Here is an 18377-nt window from a genome sequence, read left to right as displayed (position 1 = left end):
GGATGTGGCGTCCCTTCGTCGTGTCCGGCGCCGGATACAGTCGGTTCCTGTCGTGAGCGAACGAGGAGACCGGCCGCGTGCACCTGAAGAGTCTGACGCTGCGCGGGTTCAAGTCCTTCGCCTCCAGCACCACCCTGCGCTTCGAGCCCGGCATCACCTGCGTCGTCGGCCCGAACGGCTCCGGCAAGTCGAACGTGGTGGACGCGCTGTCCTGGGTGATGGGAGAGCAGGGGGTCAAGTCGCTGCGCGGCGGCAAGATGGAGGACGTCATCTTCGCCGGGACCAGCGGGCGCGCCGCGCTCGGCCGCGCCGAGGTCAGCCTCACCATCGACAACTCCGACGGCGCCCTGCCGATCGACTACTCCGAGGTGACCATCACCCGGACCATGTTCCGCAACGGCGGCAGCGAGTACGCCCTCAACGGCGAGACCTGCCGCCTGCTGGACATCCAGGAACTGCTCTACGACTCCGGCATCGGCCGCGAGATGCACGTCATCGTCGGGCAGGGGCAGCTGGACTCCGTGCTGCACGCCGACCCGATGGGGCGGCGCGCCTTCATCGAGGAGGCGGCAGGCGTCCTCAAGCACCGCAAGCGCAAGGAGAAGGCGCTGCGGAAGCTGGACGCGATGCAGGCCAACCTCAACCGGGTCCAGGACCTGGTGGCCGAACTGCGCCGCCAGCTCGGACCGCTCGGCCGGCAGGCCCGGATCGCCCGCCGGGCCGCCGGCATCCAGGCCGACCTGCGCGACGCCCGGCTGCGGCTGCTCGCCGACGACCTGTGCACGCTCCGCCGGGCCGTCGAGGCCGAGATCGCGGACGAACTGGCGCTGCGGCTGCGCCGCACCACCGTCGAGCAGGAGCTGGCCCGGGCGGTGCAGCGCGAGCACGTCCTGGAGGCGCAGGTCCAGCAGCTCGGCCCCGGCCTGGAGGCCGCCCGGCAGACCTGGTACCGGCTCTCCGCGCTCGCCGAACGCACCCGCGGCACCATCGGACTGGCCGAGGCCCGCGCCCGGCACGCCGCCGCCGGGGGCCGCGGCGAGGAGCGGCGGGGACGCGACCCCGAGGAGCTGGAGCGGGAGGCCGAGCGGGTCCGCGCGGAGGAGGCCGCGCTGACCGAGGCGCTGGAGGAGGCCCGGTACGCGCTGGCCGAGGCGGTCGAACGCAAGGACGGGCTGGAACGGGAGCTGGCCGACGAGGAACGCCGGCTGCGGGACGCCGCCCGGGCCATCGCCGACCGCCGGGAGGGCCTGGCCCGGCTGCAGGGGCAGGCCGCCGCCGCCCGCTCCAGGGCCGCCGCGGCGCAGGCCGAGATCGGCCGGCTCACCGAGGCCAGGGACGAGGCGCTGCTGCGGGCCGAGTCCGCCAGGGGCGAGCTGGACGAACTCCAGCGGCAGGTGGACGGCCTGGCCGGGGACGACGAGCAGGCCGAGGCCCGGTACCAGCGGGCGCGCGAGCGGCTGGCCGCCGTGGAGGGGGAGCTGGCCGCGGCCCGGGAGACGGCCGGCGCCGCCGAGCGCGAGCGGGCCGGGCTGACCGCGCGGCACGAGGCGCTCTCGCTCGGGCTGCGCCGCAAGGACGGCACCGGTGCGCTGCTGGACGCGGGGGAGCGGCTGGGCGGGCTGCTCGGCCCGGCCGCCGCGCTGCTGCGGATCGACGCGGGGTACGAGGTGCCGGTGGCCGCGGCGCTCGGCGCGGCGGCTGACGCGGTGGCCGTTGACTCGCCGTCCGCCGCCGCCGGGGCACTGCGGCTGCTGCGGGCCGAGGACGCCGGCCGGGCCGCGCTGCTGATCGCCGGCGCCGCCGAGGTGGCGCCGGCGGCGGGAGAGCTGCCGGACGGAGCCCGCTGGGCGGCCGAACTGGTCGACGGCCCCGACGAGTTGCTCGGATCGGTCCGGCGGCTGCTGGCCGGGGTGGCGGTGGTCGCGGACCTGGACCAGGCGCTGCGGCTGACCGTGGCGCGGCCCGGGATCTACGCCGTCACCGCCGACGGGGACCGGCTCGGCGCCGGCTTCGCCCAGGGCGGGTCCGGCGGTGCGCCCAGCCTGCTGGAGACCCAGGCGGCGGTGGACGAGGCGGCCCGGGCGATCGGGGAACTCGCCGTCCGCTGCGCCGAGTCGGCCGAGCGGCTGGCCGAACTCGCCGCGCGGCGGCGGGAGTCGGTGGCCGAGGTGGAGCAACTCGCCGAACTGCGGCGGCAGGCGGAGAAGGAGCGGGCCCAGGTCGCCGGGACGCTCGGTCGGCTCGGTGGGCAGGCCCGCGCCGCCGTGGGCGAGGCCGAGCGGCTGTCGGCCGCCGCCGCGCGGGCCGAGCAGGGGCTGGCCGAACTGCTCGACGGCGCCGAGGAGTCGGCGCGGCGCCTGGCCGCCGCCGAGGAGTCGGCCCGGGCCGGTGAGGACGAGCCGGACACCACCGAACAGCAGCGGCTGGCCGGGGCCGCGAGCGCCGCCCGGCAGGCCGAGCTGGAGGCCCGGCTCGCGGTGCGCACCCACGAGGAGCGGGTCCGCGCCCTGGCCGGCCGGGCCGACCAGCTGGACCGCTCCGCCCGCGCCGAGCGCGAGGCGCGCGCCCGGGCCGCCGAGCGTCGCCGGCGCGCCGAGCACGACGCCTCGGTGGCGAACGCCGTCGCGGCGGGCGCCCGACAGCTGCTGGCCTGCCTGGAGGCGTCGCTGACCCGGGCGGACGCCGGGCGGGCGGCCGTCGAACAGGCGCGCGCCGAGCGCGAGCAGGAGCTGCGCGAGCACCGCGAGCACGGCCGCGGGCTCAAGGAGGAGCTGGACAAGCTGGTCGACGCCGGGCACCGGGACGAGGTGCTGCGGGCCGAGAAGCGGCTGCGGATCGAGCAGCTGGAGGCCCGCGCGCTGGAGGAGTTCGGCATCGACGGCGGCGAACTGCTCGCCTCGTACGGGCCCGACCGGCCCGTCCCGTCCTCGCCCGCGGCGTCGGCGTCGGGCGCGGACGCGGGCGAGGACGCGGACGCCGAGCAGGGGAAGGAACCGGGGGAGCCGTACCCGTACGTCCGGGCCGAGCAGGAGAAGCGGCTGCGGGCGGCCGAGAAGGCGTACCTGCAGCTCGGCAAGGTCAACCCGCTGGCGCTGGAGGAGTTCGCCGCGCTGGAGGAACGGCACAGGTTCCTCGGCGAGCAGCTGGACGACCTCAAGCGCGGCCGGCGCGACCTGCTGGACATCGTCCGGGACGTGGACCAGCGGGTCGAACAGCTGTTCACCGCGGCGTACCACGACACCGCCGCCCAGTTCGAGGGCGTCTTCGCCCGGCTCTTCCCGGGCGGGGAGGGCCGACTGGTGCTGACCGACCCGGACGACATGCTCACCACCGGGGTCGAGGTGGAGGCCCGCCCGCCGGGCAAGAAGGTCAAGCGGCTGTCGCTGCTGTCCGGCGGCGAGCGCTCGCTGACCGCGGTGGCGCTGCTGGTGGCGATCTTCAAGGCCCGGCCCAGCCCGTTCTACGTGATGGACGAGGTGGAGGCGGCGCTGGACGAGACCAACCTGCGCCGGCTGATCGGGATCATGGAGGAGCTGCGGGAGAGCTCCCAGCTGATCGTGATCACCCACCAGAAGCTCACCATGGAGTCCGCCGACGCCCTCTACGGCGTGACCATGAAGGGCGACGGCATCTCGCAGGTGATCAGCCAGCGGCTGCGAGCGGGGGCAGCTCCCGGTCACCGGGCCGGGGGAGAGCACCGGGAACGGCGGCCGCGGACGGTGCGCACCGCATCCGTGTAGGGCGGCTGCGGTCCATCCGGGCTCCGGTCGCGGATACTGGAGCAGTTATGGAATACGTGATCCTTGCCGTAGTCATCGCCGTGGTCGCCGTCGGCGCGATCGCGGGCCTCGTCGTTTCCGGCAGACGACGCCAGCAGCTGCCCCCGAAGTCGCAGGCGCCGGTCATCACGGCGCCGAAGCCGACCCCGCAGGAGCCCCAGGTCGGCGAGGAGTCCGCGCCGCCGACCGAGGCGCCCCGCCGCACCGTCGAGGAGGTGGAGCTCCCGGCGGAGGCCGAGGCGCCCGAGGCCGTCGAGGCCGTCGAGGCCGTCGAGGTCGCTCCCGCCGAGGCCGAGGCGGCGCCCGCCGTCGAGGTGCCCGAGCCCACCGCCGGCCGGCTGGTCCGGCTGCGCTCGCGGCTGTCCCGCTCGCAGAACTCGCTCGGCAAGGGCCTGCTCTCGCTGCTCTCCCGGGAGCACCTGGACGAGGACACCTGGGAGGAGATCGAGGACACCCTGCTCACCGCCGACGTCGGCGTCGCCCCCACCCAGGAGCTGGTCGAGCGGCTGCGCACCCGGGTGAAGGTGCTCGGCACCCGGACGCCCGACGAGCTGCGCGCGCTGCTGCGCGAGGAGCTGGTCGAGCTGGTCGGCAAGGACGCCGACCGCACCGTCCGCTCCACCAAGCACGAGGAGGGCCCGGCGGTGGTCCTGGTGGTCGGCGTCAACGGCGTCGGCAAGACCACCACCACCGGCAAGCTGGCCCGCGTCCTGGTCGCCGACGGCCGTACGGTGGTGCTCGGCGCCGCCGACACCTTCCGTGCCGCCGCCGCCGACCAGCTCCAGACCTGGGGCGAGCGGGTCGGGGCGCGCACCGTGCGCGGCCCGGAGGGCGGGGACCCGGCCTCGATCGCCTTCGACGCGGTCAAGGAGGGCATCGCCGAGGGCGTCGACACCGTGCTGATCGACACCGCCGGCCGACTGCACACCAAGACCGGCCTGATGGACGAGCTGGGCAAGGTCAAGCGGGTCGTCGAGAAGCACGGCCCGGTGGACGAGGTGCTGCTGGTGCTGGACGCCACCACCGGCCAGAACGGCCTGATCCAGGCCCGGGTGTTCGCCGAGGTGGTCGACATCACCGGCATCGTGCTGACCAAGCTGGACGGCACGGCCAAGGGCGGCATCGTGGTCGCGGTCCAGCGCGAGCTGGGCGTGCCGGTCAAGCTGATCGGCCTGGGCGAGGGCGCGGACGACCTGGCTCCGTTCGAGCCGGGGGCGTTCGTGGACGCGCTGATCGGCGACTGACGCACTCGCGCGCAGGACGAGCGCGCGAAGGACGAGCGCGCGAAGGACGTACGAAGGGCCCGCTCCCTGACGGGGGCGGGCCCTTCGCGTACCCGGAGCCGGGCGGGGGCGTCGGCGGCGCGGCGGAGACCGGTCGGGTCAGGAGGCCATCCAGGCCGGCTCGGCGGTGCGCTCGCGGCTGCGGTGGCAGGCGTAGGCGAGGGTGCCGAGCAGCAGCCGGGCCTCGGGCGGGCAGCCCGCGTTGTCCCGGGTGGGGCGGCGCAGCCAGCGGACCGGGCCGAGGGAGCCGAGGACGGTGGGCGGGGCGGCGACGTGGCCGCCCTCGCCGTGGCAGACCAGGTCGAGCGCGGCGTCGTCCCAGCCCATCCGGTACAGCAGGTCGGGCAGGCGCCGGGCGGTGCCGGCGGCGACCAGGAACTGGAGCCGGCCGGTGGGGACGGCGAGCACCGGGCCCACCTGGGTGCCCATCCGCTCCAGCCGGACCAGCGCCTGGAGGCCGGCCTGCTCGGGGACGTCCAGGACGTCGAAGGCGCGGCCGGTGGGGAACAGCACCGAGGCCTCGGCGCGGGCGGCACGTGTCCGGCCGCCGCCCGTCGCGGGGTGCAGGCCGGGCGCGGCGCAGCGGGGGGAGCCGCAGGGACATTGGGCCGGGGCGGTGGCGCCGGTGGCCGGCGTGCCGGTGACCGGGTCGCCGGTGACGACCGCCCAGCCCCAGCGGCCGGTGTACTCCGCGGCGGCCTGGGACGCGGTGACCTTGGTGCGGCGGCGCGCGCCCAGCGGTGCCAGCCGCAGGTGCCCCAGTCGAAGTTCGCCGAACAGGTTGTCCATGCCTCCCCCAACAGGTTCTCGTTGCCGATGGTTACGGGACGGTGACTGTGTGTCGATTGTCAGCTGTGTGGTGCGTAGTGCAGTGGCGGCGCGCAGCGCGTGGTGTGCGCCTGTTCCGCCGGTGCGCCTCGGGCGCCGCCTTGTGGGGGCGGCGCCGATGCCGGATCGTCGTGTGCGTGGGACTGTCGCCGTCCCGAGTGGACGGTGAACTCGCCTGGGGCTGCGGTGGGTTGCCGGGTCCGCCGGGTCCTCCGGGATGCGCCGGGGGACTTGGCGGCCCGCATATGCCGGGCCGTCGGGACTCCCTAAGTGAAGCGTGTGCCCCCGGGCTTCGGTTCACTCCTGGGGGTGGCGAAAGGTGGCGTTTCGCCAGGGCCGCTCCCACGGGCCCCTCGCGGGGCATTACGTTCAGCACGCGGATGTCGTCGAGGAGTCTGTCCCGGGCCGTCGAGGAACGGGAGTTGGGAATCTGACGAATCGTCCGCAACGATGGCACACCAGTGCGAGGGCGCCGCGGAACGGCAGCGCCGCGGCACGGCAACACCTCAGGCACGGCACGTCTGGCAAGAGCCCGCAACCGTCGGGCGGTCACGATCGGGGGCCCCGGTAGGGGCCGGGCGGGATGGGGACGTTACCCATGGCAGAGAAGCAACCGAATGAGAAGCTGACCACGTGGTTCGCGCGCAGCGGCTGGTCCAAGGGCGAGTTGGCCCGGCAGGTCAACCGCCGGGCCCGTCAGATCGGCGCCCACCACGTGTCCACCGACACCTCGCGGGTGCGCCGCTGGCTCGACGGCGAGCAGCCCCGCGAGCCGATTCCCAAGATCATGTCGGAACTCTTCTCCGAGCGGTTCGGCTCAGTGGTCTCGATCGAGGACCTCGGACTCCGCGCCGCGATCCCGGTCTCGACCGTGGGCGGTGGCGTCGACCTGCCGTGGAGCGGTCCGCAGACCGTCCAGTTGATCAGTGACTACTCCCGCAGCGACCTCATGCTCAACCGCCGGGGGTTCCTCGGCACCTCGCTGGCACTGACCGCGGGCGCCGCGCTGATCGAGCCGATGCAGCGCTGGCTCGCGCCCGGCCCGACCGGCGTCCCCACCCCGATCCTCACCGCGGCCAACGGCGGCGAGGCGTTCACCGGCCGGCTCTCCGAGCCCGAGCTGGAACTGCTCGAACAGACCACGGTCATGTTCCGGCAGTGGGACGCGCAGAACGGCGGCGGGCTGCGCCGCAAGGCCGTCGTCGGCCAGCTGCACGAGGTCACCGACCTGCTCCAGGAGACGTACAGCGAGGACACCACCCGGCGGCTGTTCCGGCTCACCGCCGAACTCGCCCACCTGGCCGGGTGGATGTCGTACGACGTCGGGATGCACCCGAGCGCGCAGAAGTACTACGTGCTCGCCCTGCACGCGGCCAAGGAAGCGGGCGACCGCCCGTTCGGCGCGCTGATCCTCACCGACATGAGCCGCCAGATGATCCACCTCAACCGGGGCGAGGACGCCCTGGAGCTCATCCACCTGGCCCAGTACGGCAGCCGCGACACCGCCACCGCGCGCCAGCAGTCCCTGCTGTACGCGATGGAGGCGCGCGCCTACGCCACCATCGGCGAGGTCAACCGCTGCGCCCGGGCGGTCCGGCTGGCCGAGGACACCTTCACCGACATCCGGGACGGGGACCACGACCCGGACTGGCTGAAGTTCTTCTCGCCGGCCGAGCTGAACGCCGAGAACGCGCACTCCTTCCGTGACCTCGCCTACCACTCGGACAACGCCCAGCTCTACGCGTCGATGTCCGCGCCGGTGATGGAGCGCGCGGTCGACCTGTTCCGCCAGGACGCCGACCACGTGCGCTCGTACGCCTTCAACCTGATCGGCATGGCCAGCGTCCACCTGCTGCAGAAGGAGGCGGAGCAGGCCGCGGTGATGGCCGAGCAGGCCGTGGACATCGCCACCAAGGTGCGCTCGGAGCGGCTGAACTCCCGGGTGCGCAAGACCACGGAGGCCGCGGCGGCCCGGTTCAAGGGCGTGGACGCGGTGAGCCGGCTCAAGGAGCGGGTGGTCCAGGACATCCCGGAGTTCGTCTCGGTGGTCTGACGGCTCAGGCCATCCGACCGGTCGGAGTCCCTGACCGGTCAGGCCCTCCGACCGGTCAGGCCCTCCGGGGGAAGCTCCACCGACCGTGGCGGCCGCCGCCGTCACGGTCGGTGGCATGTCCGGCGTAGGGCGTCCGCCGGCGCCGCGCGCGCCGTGCGACCGGACCGCGTGAACCGCGTGACCGGACCGCGGGCCGCGGTTCACGCAGCCGTAACCCGCGCGTCGCACGCGTCACGGCGGTGAAACAACCGGCCGCACTGGCCGAAACCAGCCTTCGGCAGGCTCCTCCTCATCGCCGACACCCCGGGTGGCACCACGGGACGGGTACCCGGGTGCGGATCGGCCTGGACGCAGAGGAGACGCCGATGCCGGACGGCTTCAGTGCGGGCGACACCGCCTTCGTACTCATCAGCGCGGCCCTGGTCATGCTGATGACCCCAGGGCTCGCCTTCTTCTACGGGGGCATGGTCAGGGCCAAGAGCACACTGAACATGCTGGCGATGAGCTTCCTCTCGCTCGGCATCGTCAGCGTGCTGTGGGTCCTCTACGGATACTCGCTCAGCTTCGGGTCCGACTCCTTCGCCGGGCTGATCGGCGACCTGGACCACCTCGGGATGCGCGGCGTCGGCCTCGACGAGCTGACCGGCTCCATCCCGGTCACCGCCTTCGCGCTCTTCCAGCTGATGTTCGCGGTCATCACCCCGGCGCTGATCAGCGGCGCCATCGCGGACCGGGCGAGATTCGCGGCCTGGGGCCTGTTCATCGCGCTCTGGGTGACGATCGTCTACTTCCCGGTCGCGCACTGGGTGTTCTTCTTCGACGGCGGCCACGGCGGCTGGCTGGGCGACCGCAACGGTGTGATCGACTTCGCCGGCGGGACCGCCGTGCACATCAACGCGGGTGTCGCCGGCCTCGCGCTCTGCCTGGTGCTGGGCAAGCGGATCGGGTTCAAGAAGGACCCGATGCGCCCGCACAGCCTGCCGCTGGTGATGCTCGGCTCCGGGCTGCTCTGGTTCGGCTGGTTCGGCTTCAACGCGGGCTCGGCGCTGGCGGCCAACGGCGTCGCCGCGATGGCGATGGTCAACACCCAGGTCGCCACCGGCGCGGCGCTGGTCGGCTGGCTGGTCTACGAGCGGTTCAAGCACGGCGCCTGCACCACGCTGGGCGCCGCCTCCGGCGCGGTGGCCGGGCTGGTCGCGATCACCCCGGCCTGCGGCTCGGTGAGCCCGCTCGGCGCGGTGGCGATCGGGCTGGTGGCGGGTGCGGTCTGCTGCGCCGCGGTCTCGCTCAAGTACCGCTGGGGCTTCGACGACTCGCTCGACGTGGTGGGCGTGCACGCGGTCGGCGGGGCGATCGGTTCGCTGCTGGTCGGCCTGTTCGCCACCGGCGGGGTGGGCCAGGGCGTCAAGGGCCTGTTCTACGGCGGCGGGATCGGGCAACTGGGCAAGCAGGCGATGGGCGTGGCGGTGGTCGCGGCGTACTCCTTCGTGCTGTCCTGGCTGCTGGCCAAGGCGGTCGACCGGCTGGTCGGGTTCCGGGTTTCCGGGGAGGTCGAGGTGGCCGGCATCGACCAGGCCGAACACGCCGAGTCCGCCTACGATTTCAGCGCCGTGGGGGCGGGCCTGGCCCGGGCCCTGCCGGGCCTGGCCGTCGCTGCCGCGGAGCCTGGCACCGCGGAGCCCGGCGCCGCGAAGCCCGTCGCCGAGCGGACCGCCGCCGCGGAGGCCGCCGAGAAGCCCGCCGAGAAGAGGACCGAGGTCGACGCCCGATGAAGCTCATCACCGCCGTGATCAAGCCGTACCGACTGGACGAGGTGAAGGCCGCCCTCCAGGCCTTCGGGGTGCACGGCCTGACCGTCACCGAGGCCAGCGGCTACGGCCGCCAGCGCGGCCACACCGAGGTGTACCGGGGGGCCGAGTACACCGTGGACCTGGTCCCGAAGGTCAGGATCGAGGTCCTGGTCGAGGACGAGGACGCCGAGGACCTGATCGACGTCCTGGTGAAGGCCGCCCGGACCGGAAAGATCGGCGACGGCAAGGTGTGGAGCGTCCCGGTCGACACCGCGGTACGGGTCCGCACCGGCGAGCGCGGCCCGGACGCCCTGTAGTCCCGCGCCGTCGGGCGGACCCGCACACCCCGGGGGTGGAGGGTCCGCCCGACGGCGCACCGGCGTCCTCCGGCCGGCCGAACGGCCCCGCGCGCGGAGCCGGGGCGGCGGCACGACGCTCGCGCGGCAGGACGGCTCGCGCAGCACGACGGCTCCACCGGGCGGGACGGTTCGCGGGGCGGGAGGCTTCGCGGGGCGCCGCGGCCCGCGCGGCGCGAGGGCTCCACCAGCACGACGGCTCAGCAGCACGACGGACGGGACCACGCGCATGACCTCCGAGACCAGCCCCCGCGACCCCGGTCACCCCGCCGACCCCTTCGACCTCGCGGGCTGGGCCGCCGCCCGGGCCGCGTTGCTCGCCGACCCCGGCCCGGGCGGCCGCCCCCGGCGCCGGGCGCTCGCCCGGCTCACCGACGACCGGCTGGCCGGACTGTTCGCGGCCGCCGGCGCCCCGCCCCGCGTCGCCCTGGTCGCGGTCGGCGGGTACGGGCGCGGCGAGCTGTCCCCGCGCAGCGACCTGGACGTCCTGCTGCTGCACGACGGCCCGATCGCCCGGGACCTGCCCGAGCGGATCTGGTACCCGGTCTGGGACTCGGGCGCCAAGCTCGACCATTCCGTGCGCACCGTCGCACAGGCCCGCTCGGTCGCCGCCACCGACCTCAAGGCCCAGCTCGGCCTGCTGGACGCCCGTCACCTCGCCGGGGACCGGGCGCTCACCGACGAGCTGCGCTCCGCGGTGCTCACCGACTGGCGCGCGAGCGCCCCCGCGCGCCTGCCGGAGCTTCGCGAGCTGGGCCGCGAGCGGGCCGAACGGCACGGCGAGCTGTCCTTCCTGCTGGAGCCCGACCTCAAGGAGGCCCGCGGCGGCCTGCGCGACGTCGTGGCGCTGGACGCGATCGCCGCCACCTGGCTGGCCGACGCGCCCCGGGACGGCCTGGACGCCGCCGCGCAGCGGCTGGCCGACGTGCGCGACGCCCTGCACCTGGTCACCGGCCGGGCCACCGAGCGGCTCGGCCTCCAGGACCAGGACCAGGTCGCCGAGCGGCTCGGGGTGCTGGACGCCGACACCCTGCTGCGCCAGGTCTACGAGGCCGCCCGCACCATCGCGTACGCGGGCGACGTCACCTGGCGGGCGGTGGACCGGGTGCTCGCCGCCCGCAGCGGCCGGGGCCGGCGGGTGCGCAGGCCGGGCATCCCGTTCGCCGGCTCCGGGCGCGGGTCCGGCGCGGTGGCCCGGGGCGCGGTCGAGCGGCGGCCGCTCGCCGAGGGCGTGGTCGAGCAGGACGGCGAGGCGGTGCTCGCCCAGGGCGCGCGCCCGGCCGCCGACCCGGTGCTGCCGCTGCGCGCCGCGGCCGCCGCCGCGCAGAACGGGCTGACCGTCTCGTACGCCACGGTGCGCCGGCTGGCCGCCGAGTGCCGCCCGCTGCCGGTGCCCTGGCCGGACGAGGCGCGCGAGCAGCTGGTCACCCTGCTGGGCGCGGGGGAGTCGGCCGTCCCGGTGTGGGAGGCGCTGGAGGCGGAGGGGCTGGTCCGCCGACTGCTGCCGGACTGGGAACGGGTGCGCTGCCGTCCGCAGCGCAACGCGGTGCACCGCTGGACGGTGGACCGGCACCTGGTGGAGACGGCGGTGCGGGCCGCCGCGATGACCCGCCGGGTGGCCCGGCCGGACCTGCTGCTGGTCGCGGCGCTGCTGCACGACATCGGCAAGGGCTGGCCGGGGGACCACAGCGCCTCCGGCGAGGTGATCGTCCGCGACCTCGGCGCCCGGATGGGCTTCGGCCCCGAGGACACCGAGACCCTGGCGGTACTGGTCCGCCACCACCTGACCCTGGTGGACACCGCGACCCGGCGCGATCCGGACGACCCGGCCACCGTCGAGGCGATCACCAAGGTGGTCACCACCCGGCCGGAGCTGGAGCTGCTGCACGCGCTCACCGAGGCGGACGCGCTGGCCACCGGGCCGGCCGCCTGGAGCGGCTGGCGGGCCTCGCTGGTGGACGCCCTGGTGGCCCGGGTGGCGGACCGGCTGGCCGGGGCGGGAGTCCCGCCGGTGGAGACGGCGCCGACCGCCGAGCAGGAGCGGCTGGCGGTCGAGGCCGCCCGGACCGGGCAGCCGGCGCTGTCGCTGCGGGCCCGGTCGGAGGGGGCGGAGCCGGGCGCCGAGCCGATGGGCGTCGAGCTGAACCTGGCGGTCCCGGACCGCCCCGGACTGCTCGGCACCGCCGCCGGGGTGCTCGCGCTGCATCGGCTGGCCGTCCGCTCGGCCGGGCTGCGCGAGCTGGACCCGGTGGGCGCAGGGCCGGTGCTGCTGCTGTCCTGGCGGGTGGCGGCCGAGTACGGCGAGCTGCCGGAGGCGGCCCGGCTGCGGGCCGACCTGCGCCGGGCGCTGGACGGCTCGCTGGACGTCGCCCGCCGGCTCGCCGAGCGGGACGCCGCCGCCCCGCGCCGCCGGGGCATCCCCACCCCGCCGCCGCTGGTCGCGGTGGCGCCCGCGGTGGCCTCGGCGACCGCGACCGTGCTGGAGGTCCGCGCGCACGACGCCCCCGGGCTGTTGCACCGGATCGGCCGGGCGCTGGACGGGGCGGGCGTGCGGGTGCGCACCGCGCACGTGTCCACGCTGGGCGCGGAGGCCGTCGACTCGTTCTACCTGACCGACGGGGCGGGCCGGCCGCTGACCGCCGGGCGGGCCGGCGAGGTGGCGGCGGCGGTCCGGGCCGCGCTGGGCTGAGCGCTGGGCTGAGCGCTGGGGTTGAGCGCCTGGCTGAGGGCCTTGCCGAGCGCCTGGCCCGGGCCGGACCGGGGCCGCGGACGGGACGCGGACAGCGGCCCAGGCAGGAGGCCCGACAGGAGGCCGGGCAGGCATTCCGACCGGGGGTGGAGACCTCACCCGGGGCGGCCGGATACCCTGGGGGGCGACGACCGTACCGATACCGATGCCGCAGAGGACCCGCGACGACGTGTTCGACACCCTTTCCGATCGCCTCGCAGCGACGTTCAAGAACCTCCGGGGCAAGGGCCGCCTGAGCGAGGCGGACATCGACGCCACCGCCCGCGAGATCCGCATCGCGCTGCTGGAGGCGGACGTCGCGCTGCCGGTCGTCCGGGCCTTCATCAAGCAGGTCAAGGAGCGGGCGCTCGGTGCCGAGGTCTCCGGCGCGCTGAACCCGGCGCAGCAGATCATCAAGATCGTCAACGAGGAGCTCATCGCGATCCTCGGTGGCGAGACCCGTCGGGTGCGGTTCGCCAAGAGCGGCCCGACGGTGATCATGCTGGCCGGTCTCCAGGGTGCCGGTAAGACCACCCTCGCGGGCAAGCTCGGCCACTGGCTGAAGCAGCAGAAGCACACCCCGCTGCTGGTCGCCTGCGACCTCCAGCGCCCCAACGCGGTCAACCAGCTCCAGGTGGTCGCCGATCGCGCCGGCGTGGCCTTCTACGGCCCGCAGCCGGGCAACGGCGTCGGCGACCCGGTGCAGGTGGCCAAGGACTCGATCGAGTACGCCAAGCAGAAGCAGTACGACGTCGTCGTCGTCGACACCGCCGGCCGCCTGGGCATCGACGCCGAGCTGATGCAGCAGGCCGCGGACATCCGCGCCGCGGTGAACCCGGACGAGGTCCTGTTCGTCGTCGACGCGATGATCGGCCAGGACGCGGTCACCACCGCCCAGGCCTTCCTCGACGGCGTCGACTTCACCGGCGTGGTGCTCTCCAAGCTCGACGGCGACGCCCGCGGCGGTGCCGCCCTGTCGGTCGCGCACGTCACCGGCCGGCAGATCATGTTCGCCTCCAACGGCGAGAAGGTCGACGACTTCGACGCCTTCCACCCGGACCGGATGGCCTCGCGCATCCTCGGCATGGGTGACGTCCTCTCGCTCATCGAGAAGGCCGAGCAGACCTTCTCGCAGGCCGAGGCGGAGAAGATCGCCGCCAAGCTGCGCGGCGGCCCGAAGCAGTTCACCCTGGACGACTTCCTGTCCCAGCTGGAGCAGGTCCAGAAGATGGGCTCGATCTCCAAGCTGCTCGGCATGCTGCCCGGCATGGGCCAGATCCGGGACCAGATCAACAACATCGACGACAAGGACGTCAACCGGGTCGGCGCGATCATCAAGTCGATGACCCCGGCCGAGCGCGCCGAGCCGGAGCTGATCAACGGCTCCCGCCGGGCCCGCATCGCCAAGGGTTCGGGCGTCCAGGTCGGCGAGGTGAAGAACCTGGTCGAGCGGTTCTTCGAGGCCCGCAAGATGATGTCCGCGATGGCCTCCGGCAAGGGCATGCCCGGTATGCCGGGGATCCCGGGCATGGGCGGCGGCGCGAAGAAGTCCGCCAAGAAGGCCCCGCAGGCCAAGGGCAAGCGCAAGAGCGGCAACCCGCTGAAGCGGGCGCAGGAGGAGGCCGCGGCCGCCGAGCGCCGCGCGCTCGGCCCGGGCACCGGCCAGGGTCCGGCGGACGGCGGCGCCTTCGGCCTCGGCGCGGGCAAGGGCCCGGCCGACTTCGAGCTGCCCAAGGAGTTCAAGGACATGCTGTAGTCCTTGACGGTCCTTGGCGGTTTTCGATGGTCCTCGATGGTCCTTGGCGGTCCTCGACGCGCCATCGGCCTTGATCGCTTCTGGTCGGCCCGTCGCCCGGTGTTTCCGGGCGGCGGGCCGATCGCGTGTCCGATGATGGGGGCATGCGAGTGATGATCAGGGCCCCGAGGGCCGACGACACGGCCGCGTACGCCGAGGCGGTCCGGCGGTCCGCCGAACACATCGGACGGTGGAACCCGGTCGAGCCGGACGGACTGCCCGACCTGCTGAAGCGCCAGGGCTCCGGGCTGCGCACCTTCCTGATCCTCGACCGGGAGACCGGCGGGCTGGTCGGCAAGGTGAACGTCGCCAACATCGTGATGAGCCGCTTCTGCAGCGCCACGCTGGGCTACGACTCGTACCTCCCGTTCAACGGCACCGGCCGGATGACCGAGGGCATGCGGCTGGTCGTCGACCGCTGCTTCTCCCCGCAGTCGGCCGACGGGCTGGGGCTGCACCGGCTGGAGATCAACGTCCAGCCGGAGAACGAGCGTTCGATCGCGATGGCCAAGCGGCTCGGCTTCCGGCACGAGGGCTTCTCCCCGCGGATGCTCTTCCTCCAGTGCGAATGGCGCGACCACGAGCGGTTCGCGCTGACCGCCGAGGAGTGGCCGGGCGTGACGGCATAGCCGCTGGTGGGAGGGGGTGGCACGGGCGTACGGCGATCCGGGCGCGGCGTTGCGATTGGCTCGTCCGAGCAGCTGTCCGTATTGTCCGATGGGTGACCGAACCCGTGCCGCCACGTCAGACCCCCGAACAGCCCTGGCGTTCGGAGGGTGCCCCGCCCCCGCCGCCCAAGCGCCGGATGCCCGGAGGCTGGGTGGGCCTCGCCCTCACCGCCCTCGTGGTGTTCCTGATCTCGGACCTGCTGCTGTCCTTCTTCGGCCCCGCGGGCGCCACCACGATTTCGTACACCGAGTTCAACAACCAGCTGAACAAGGGCAACATCACCAAGATCTACGCCAAGGGCGACGCGATCGAGGGCACCCTCAAGACCGCCCAGCCCAAGCCGGACGGCGGCAAGGGCGACTACACCGAGTTCGACACCCAGCGGCCCTCCTTCGCGAACGACAACCTCTGGGCCACCCTGCAGCAGCAGGGCGTCGAGGTCACCGCCACCTCGCCGGTCCAGCAGCGCAGCTTCCTCACCAACCTGCTGCTCTCGCTCGCCCCGATGCTGCTGCTGATCTTCATCTGGGTGCTGCTCGCCCGCCGGATGGCCGGCGGACTCGGCGGCGGACCGCTCGGCCGCAAGGCTCCGCCGAAGCCGGTCCTCGCCGAGGAGGGCAAGCGCACCACCTTCGCCGACGTGGCCGGCATCGACGAGGTCGAGGCCGAACTCACCGAGGTCGTCGACTACTTGAAGAACCCCGAGCGGTACCGCAGGCTCGGCGCCAAGATGCCGCGCGGCGTGCTGCTGAGCGGCCCGCCCGGAACCGGCAAGACCCTGCTGGCCCGGGCCGTGGCCGGCGAGGCGAACGTGCCGTTCTTCTCCGCCTCCGCCTCCGAGTTCATCGAGATGATCGTCGGCGTCGGCGCCAGCCGGGTCCGCGAGCTGTTCGCCGAGGCCCGCAAGGTCGCCCCGGCGATCATCTTCATCGACGAGATCGACACCATCGGCCGCCAGCGCGGCGCCGGCGGCGGCATGGGCGGGCACGACGAGCGCGAGCAGACCCTCAACCAGATCCTCACCGAGATGGACGGCTTCACCGGCTCCGAGGGCGTCATCGTGATCGCCGCGACCAACCGGGCGGACGTGCTCGACCCGGCGCTGCTGCGCCCCGGCCGCTTCGACCGGCGGATCACCGTCAGCCCGCCCGACCGGGAGGGCCGCGCCGCGATCCTGCGCATCCACAGCCGCAGCGTCCCGCTGGCCGGCGGCACCGACCTCAACCAGCTGGCCAAGGTCACGCCGGGGATGACCGGCGCCGAGCTCGCCAACCTGGTCAACGAGGCCGCGCTGCTGGCCGTCAAGCGCGAGCAGGACGCGGTCAACGAGCGGGACCTCTCGGACGCCCTGGAGAAGGTCCAGCTCGGCGCGGTGCGGCCGCTGGTCATGCCGCAGGAGGAGCGCGAGCGGACGGCGTACCACGAGAGCGGGCACGCGCTGCTGGGCATGCTCCAGCCCGGCGCGGACCCGGTGCGCAAGATCACCATCGTGCCGCGCGGCCGGGCGCTCGGCGTCACCCTCTCCACCCCGGAGAACGACCGCTACTCGTACACCGAGCCCTACCTGCGCGGGCGGATCATCGGCGCGCTCGGCGGCATGGCGGCCGAGCAGGTGGTCTACGGGGTGATCACCACCGGTGCGGAGAGCGACCTGGAGCAGGTCACCAGCATCGCCCGCGGGATGGCCGGACGCTGGGGGATGAGCGAGCGGGTCGGCCGGCTCACCGCGGTGCCCTCCGACCCGCAGGGCGCGTACGGGCTCTCCGCCGCGCCGACCACCCTGGACGCGGTGGACGAGGAGGCCCGGCGGATCGTCTCCGAGTGCTACGGCGACGCCGTGCGGATCCTGAACGAGCAGCGGCACCGGCTGGACGCGCTGGCGGCGGCGCTGCTGGAGGCGGAGACGCTGGACGAGGAGGAGGCGTACCGGGCGGCGGGGGTGCCGCGGGAGGCGGCCTCGGAGGGTGCTGAAGGGGCTTCCGCGGGGACTTCGGCAGGGTCTGGGGGTTCCCGCGGCACCGACGGTGCCGGTGGTTCCGACGGCGCCAGTGGTTCCGATGACTCCGACGGCTCCGACGGGAAGTCGATCGACCGGGCGTGAGGTCCGGTGCCGGGGGCGCTCGCCATGGTGGCGGGCGCCCCCGGTTTGCGTTCACCCGCCCCTTCAGGGGGTTCACCTGAAGGGGTTCACCGAGGGGGTTCCGCCGCGAGGGTTCGCCCACCCCTTCCCGGGCGGCGGACTAGCGCGGCCGCTCGGCGACCAGGTAGCGGAACAGGTTCTCCATCCGCACCGAGCCGTCCGCGCGCAGGTACGGCTGGAGGGCCTCCTCCAGCTCCTTGGCCACCAGCGAGGCGCCGGAGAACTCCTCGGCCGGCTCGAACAGGCCGGTGGAGAGCAGGCCGCGCACCGCGCTGTCGAGGTCGGCGTAGGCGAACGGGCAGCTCACCCGGCCACTGCCGGCCGGGTGCAGGCCGGCCGGGGCGAGCAGGTCCTCCAGGGCGCCCGGCGCGCTCAGCTCGAACGGGTCGCGTGCGGTGGTCCGGCCCGCCATCCGCCGGGCCACGTCCAGCACCGCGGCGCTCTCGCAGCGCTCCGGCGGGCCCCAGGCGGCCAGCACCACGTGCCCGCCCGGGAGGGTCAGCCGGGCGGCCTCGGCGACCACCGGGCCGGACCCGGCGGCACCGGGCAGCTGCTCGAAAACCGTCACCAGCGAATGGGCCGAGCGGGGGACGGCGGACGGTGTCCGGGCCCCCGCGCACACCCGCAGCCGACGGTCGTGGGCCAGCGCGCGCAGCTCGTCCCGCGGCTCCTGCCCGGCGACCTGGGCGCCGCGCCCGGCCGCCAGCAGCAGGGCCAGCCCGGACCGGCAGCCCAGGCCCAGCACGCTGCTCGCCGGGCCAACCTCGAGCCGGTCGTAGACCGCCTCGTAGAGCGGCACCAGCATGCGTTCCTGGATCTCCGCCCAGTCGCGCGCCCGCGCGGGGCGGGCGGCCCCGGTCCGCGGGTGGTGCGGGCGTGCGCCCGTCGGTCGTGCGGTCGTGCCGGTCGTCCGAGCTGAAGCCATGGCGGCCTCCCATCCGGTCCTTCGGTGTGCT

11 protein-coding genes are annotated in these 18377 nt (G+C 74.5%); 9 read left to right on the top strand and 2 right to left on the bottom strand.

Translation table 11 applies throughout. The features are described from left to right. Window positions 1-77 precede the first annotated feature (77 nt). Together smc and ftsY are read left to right on the top strand one after the other, a co-directional pair. Window positions 78-3740, top strand: a complete 3663-nt coding sequence (gene smc, locus ACFWP2_RS28035) for a chromosome segregation protein SMC (protein WP_380456408.1) — start codon at window positions 78-80, stop codon at window positions 3738-3740. 47 nt (window positions 3741-3787) lie between these two features. Continuing rightward, complete coding sequence (ftsY, locus tag ACFWP2_RS28030) at window positions 3788-5023, top strand: signal recognition particle-docking protein FtsY (RefSeq protein ID WP_380456406.1); 1236 nt, start codon at window positions 3788-3790, stop codon at window positions 5021-5023. A 138-nt stretch (window positions 5024-5161) separates the two neighbouring features. Here the strand turns inward: ftsY and ACFWP2_RS28025 are convergent, their stop codons facing one another. Beyond that, entirely contained in the window at window positions 5162-5851 is a 690-nt protein-coding gene (locus ACFWP2_RS28025; RefSeq protein WP_380456404.1) for a bifunctional DNA primase/polymerase, read from the bottom strand. A gap of 637 nt (window positions 5852-6488) precedes the next feature. On the opposite strand from ACFWP2_RS28025, the gene ACFWP2_RS28020 reads away from it, so the two are divergent. From ACFWP2_RS28020 to ftsH, 7 genes are all read left to right on the top strand, one after another. Beyond that, window positions 6489-7943: a hypothetical protein gene (locus tag ACFWP2_RS28020; protein ID WP_380456402.1), complete on the top strand. Its 1455-nt coding sequence runs from the start codon at window positions 6489-6491 to the stop codon at window positions 7941-7943. A gap of 365 nt (window positions 7944-8308) precedes the next feature. After that, window positions 8309-9715 carry an ammonium transporter gene (locus ACFWP2_RS28015; RefSeq protein ID WP_380456400.1) on the top strand — a complete coding sequence of 469 codons (1407 nt, stop codon included), beginning with the start codon at window positions 8309-8311 and terminating at the stop codon, window positions 9713-9715. Continuing rightward, on the top strand, window positions 9712-10050 hold the full coding sequence (locus ACFWP2_RS28010) for a P-II family nitrogen regulator (protein WP_359829808.1): 339 nt from the start codon (window positions 9712-9714) through the stop codon (window positions 10048-10050). The genes ACFWP2_RS28015 and ACFWP2_RS28010 overlap by 4 nt, the downstream gene beginning before the upstream one ends. A 268-nt stretch (window positions 10051-10318) precedes the next feature. Next, a complete protein-coding gene (locus ACFWP2_RS28005; RefSeq protein WP_380456398.1) occupies window positions 10319-12778 on the top strand; it encodes a [protein-PII] uridylyltransferase in 2460 nt (819 codons plus the stop codon). 229 nt (window positions 12779-13007) lie between these two features. Beyond that, a complete protein-coding gene (ffh, locus tag ACFWP2_RS28000; protein ID WP_380456479.1) occupies window positions 13008-14573 on the top strand; it encodes a signal recognition particle protein in 1566 nt (521 codons plus the stop codon). A 143-nt stretch (window positions 14574-14716) separates the two neighbouring features. Further along, window positions 14717-15241, top strand: coding sequence for a GNAT family N-acetyltransferase (locus ACFWP2_RS27995; RefSeq protein ID WP_380456396.1), 525 nt, complete (start codon window positions 14717-14719; stop codon window positions 15239-15241). Window positions 15242-15333: 92 nt separating this feature from the next. Continuing rightward, window positions 15334-17382, top strand: a complete 2049-nt coding sequence (ftsH, locus tag ACFWP2_RS27990) for an ATP-dependent zinc metalloprotease FtsH (RefSeq protein ID WP_380456394.1) — start codon at window positions 15334-15336, stop codon at window positions 17380-17382. Between the two features lie 139 nt (window positions 17383-17521). Here the strand turns inward: ftsH and ACFWP2_RS27985 are convergent, their stop codons facing one another. Beyond that, window positions 17522-18346, bottom strand: coding sequence for a class I SAM-dependent methyltransferase (locus tag ACFWP2_RS27985; protein ID WP_380456392.1), 825 nt, complete (start codon window positions 18344-18346; stop codon window positions 17522-17524). Window positions 18347-18377 lie beyond the last annotated feature (31 nt).

The sequence above is a fragment of the Kitasatospora sp. NPDC058444 genome, assembly GCF_042721415.1.
Taxonomy (GTDB): domain Bacteria; phylum Actinomycetota; class Actinomycetes; order Streptomycetales; family Streptomycetaceae; genus Kitasatospora.
The sequence above is the reverse complement of the archived record's forward strand: the minus strand, read 5'-3'. Positions and strand labels throughout refer to the sequence as shown.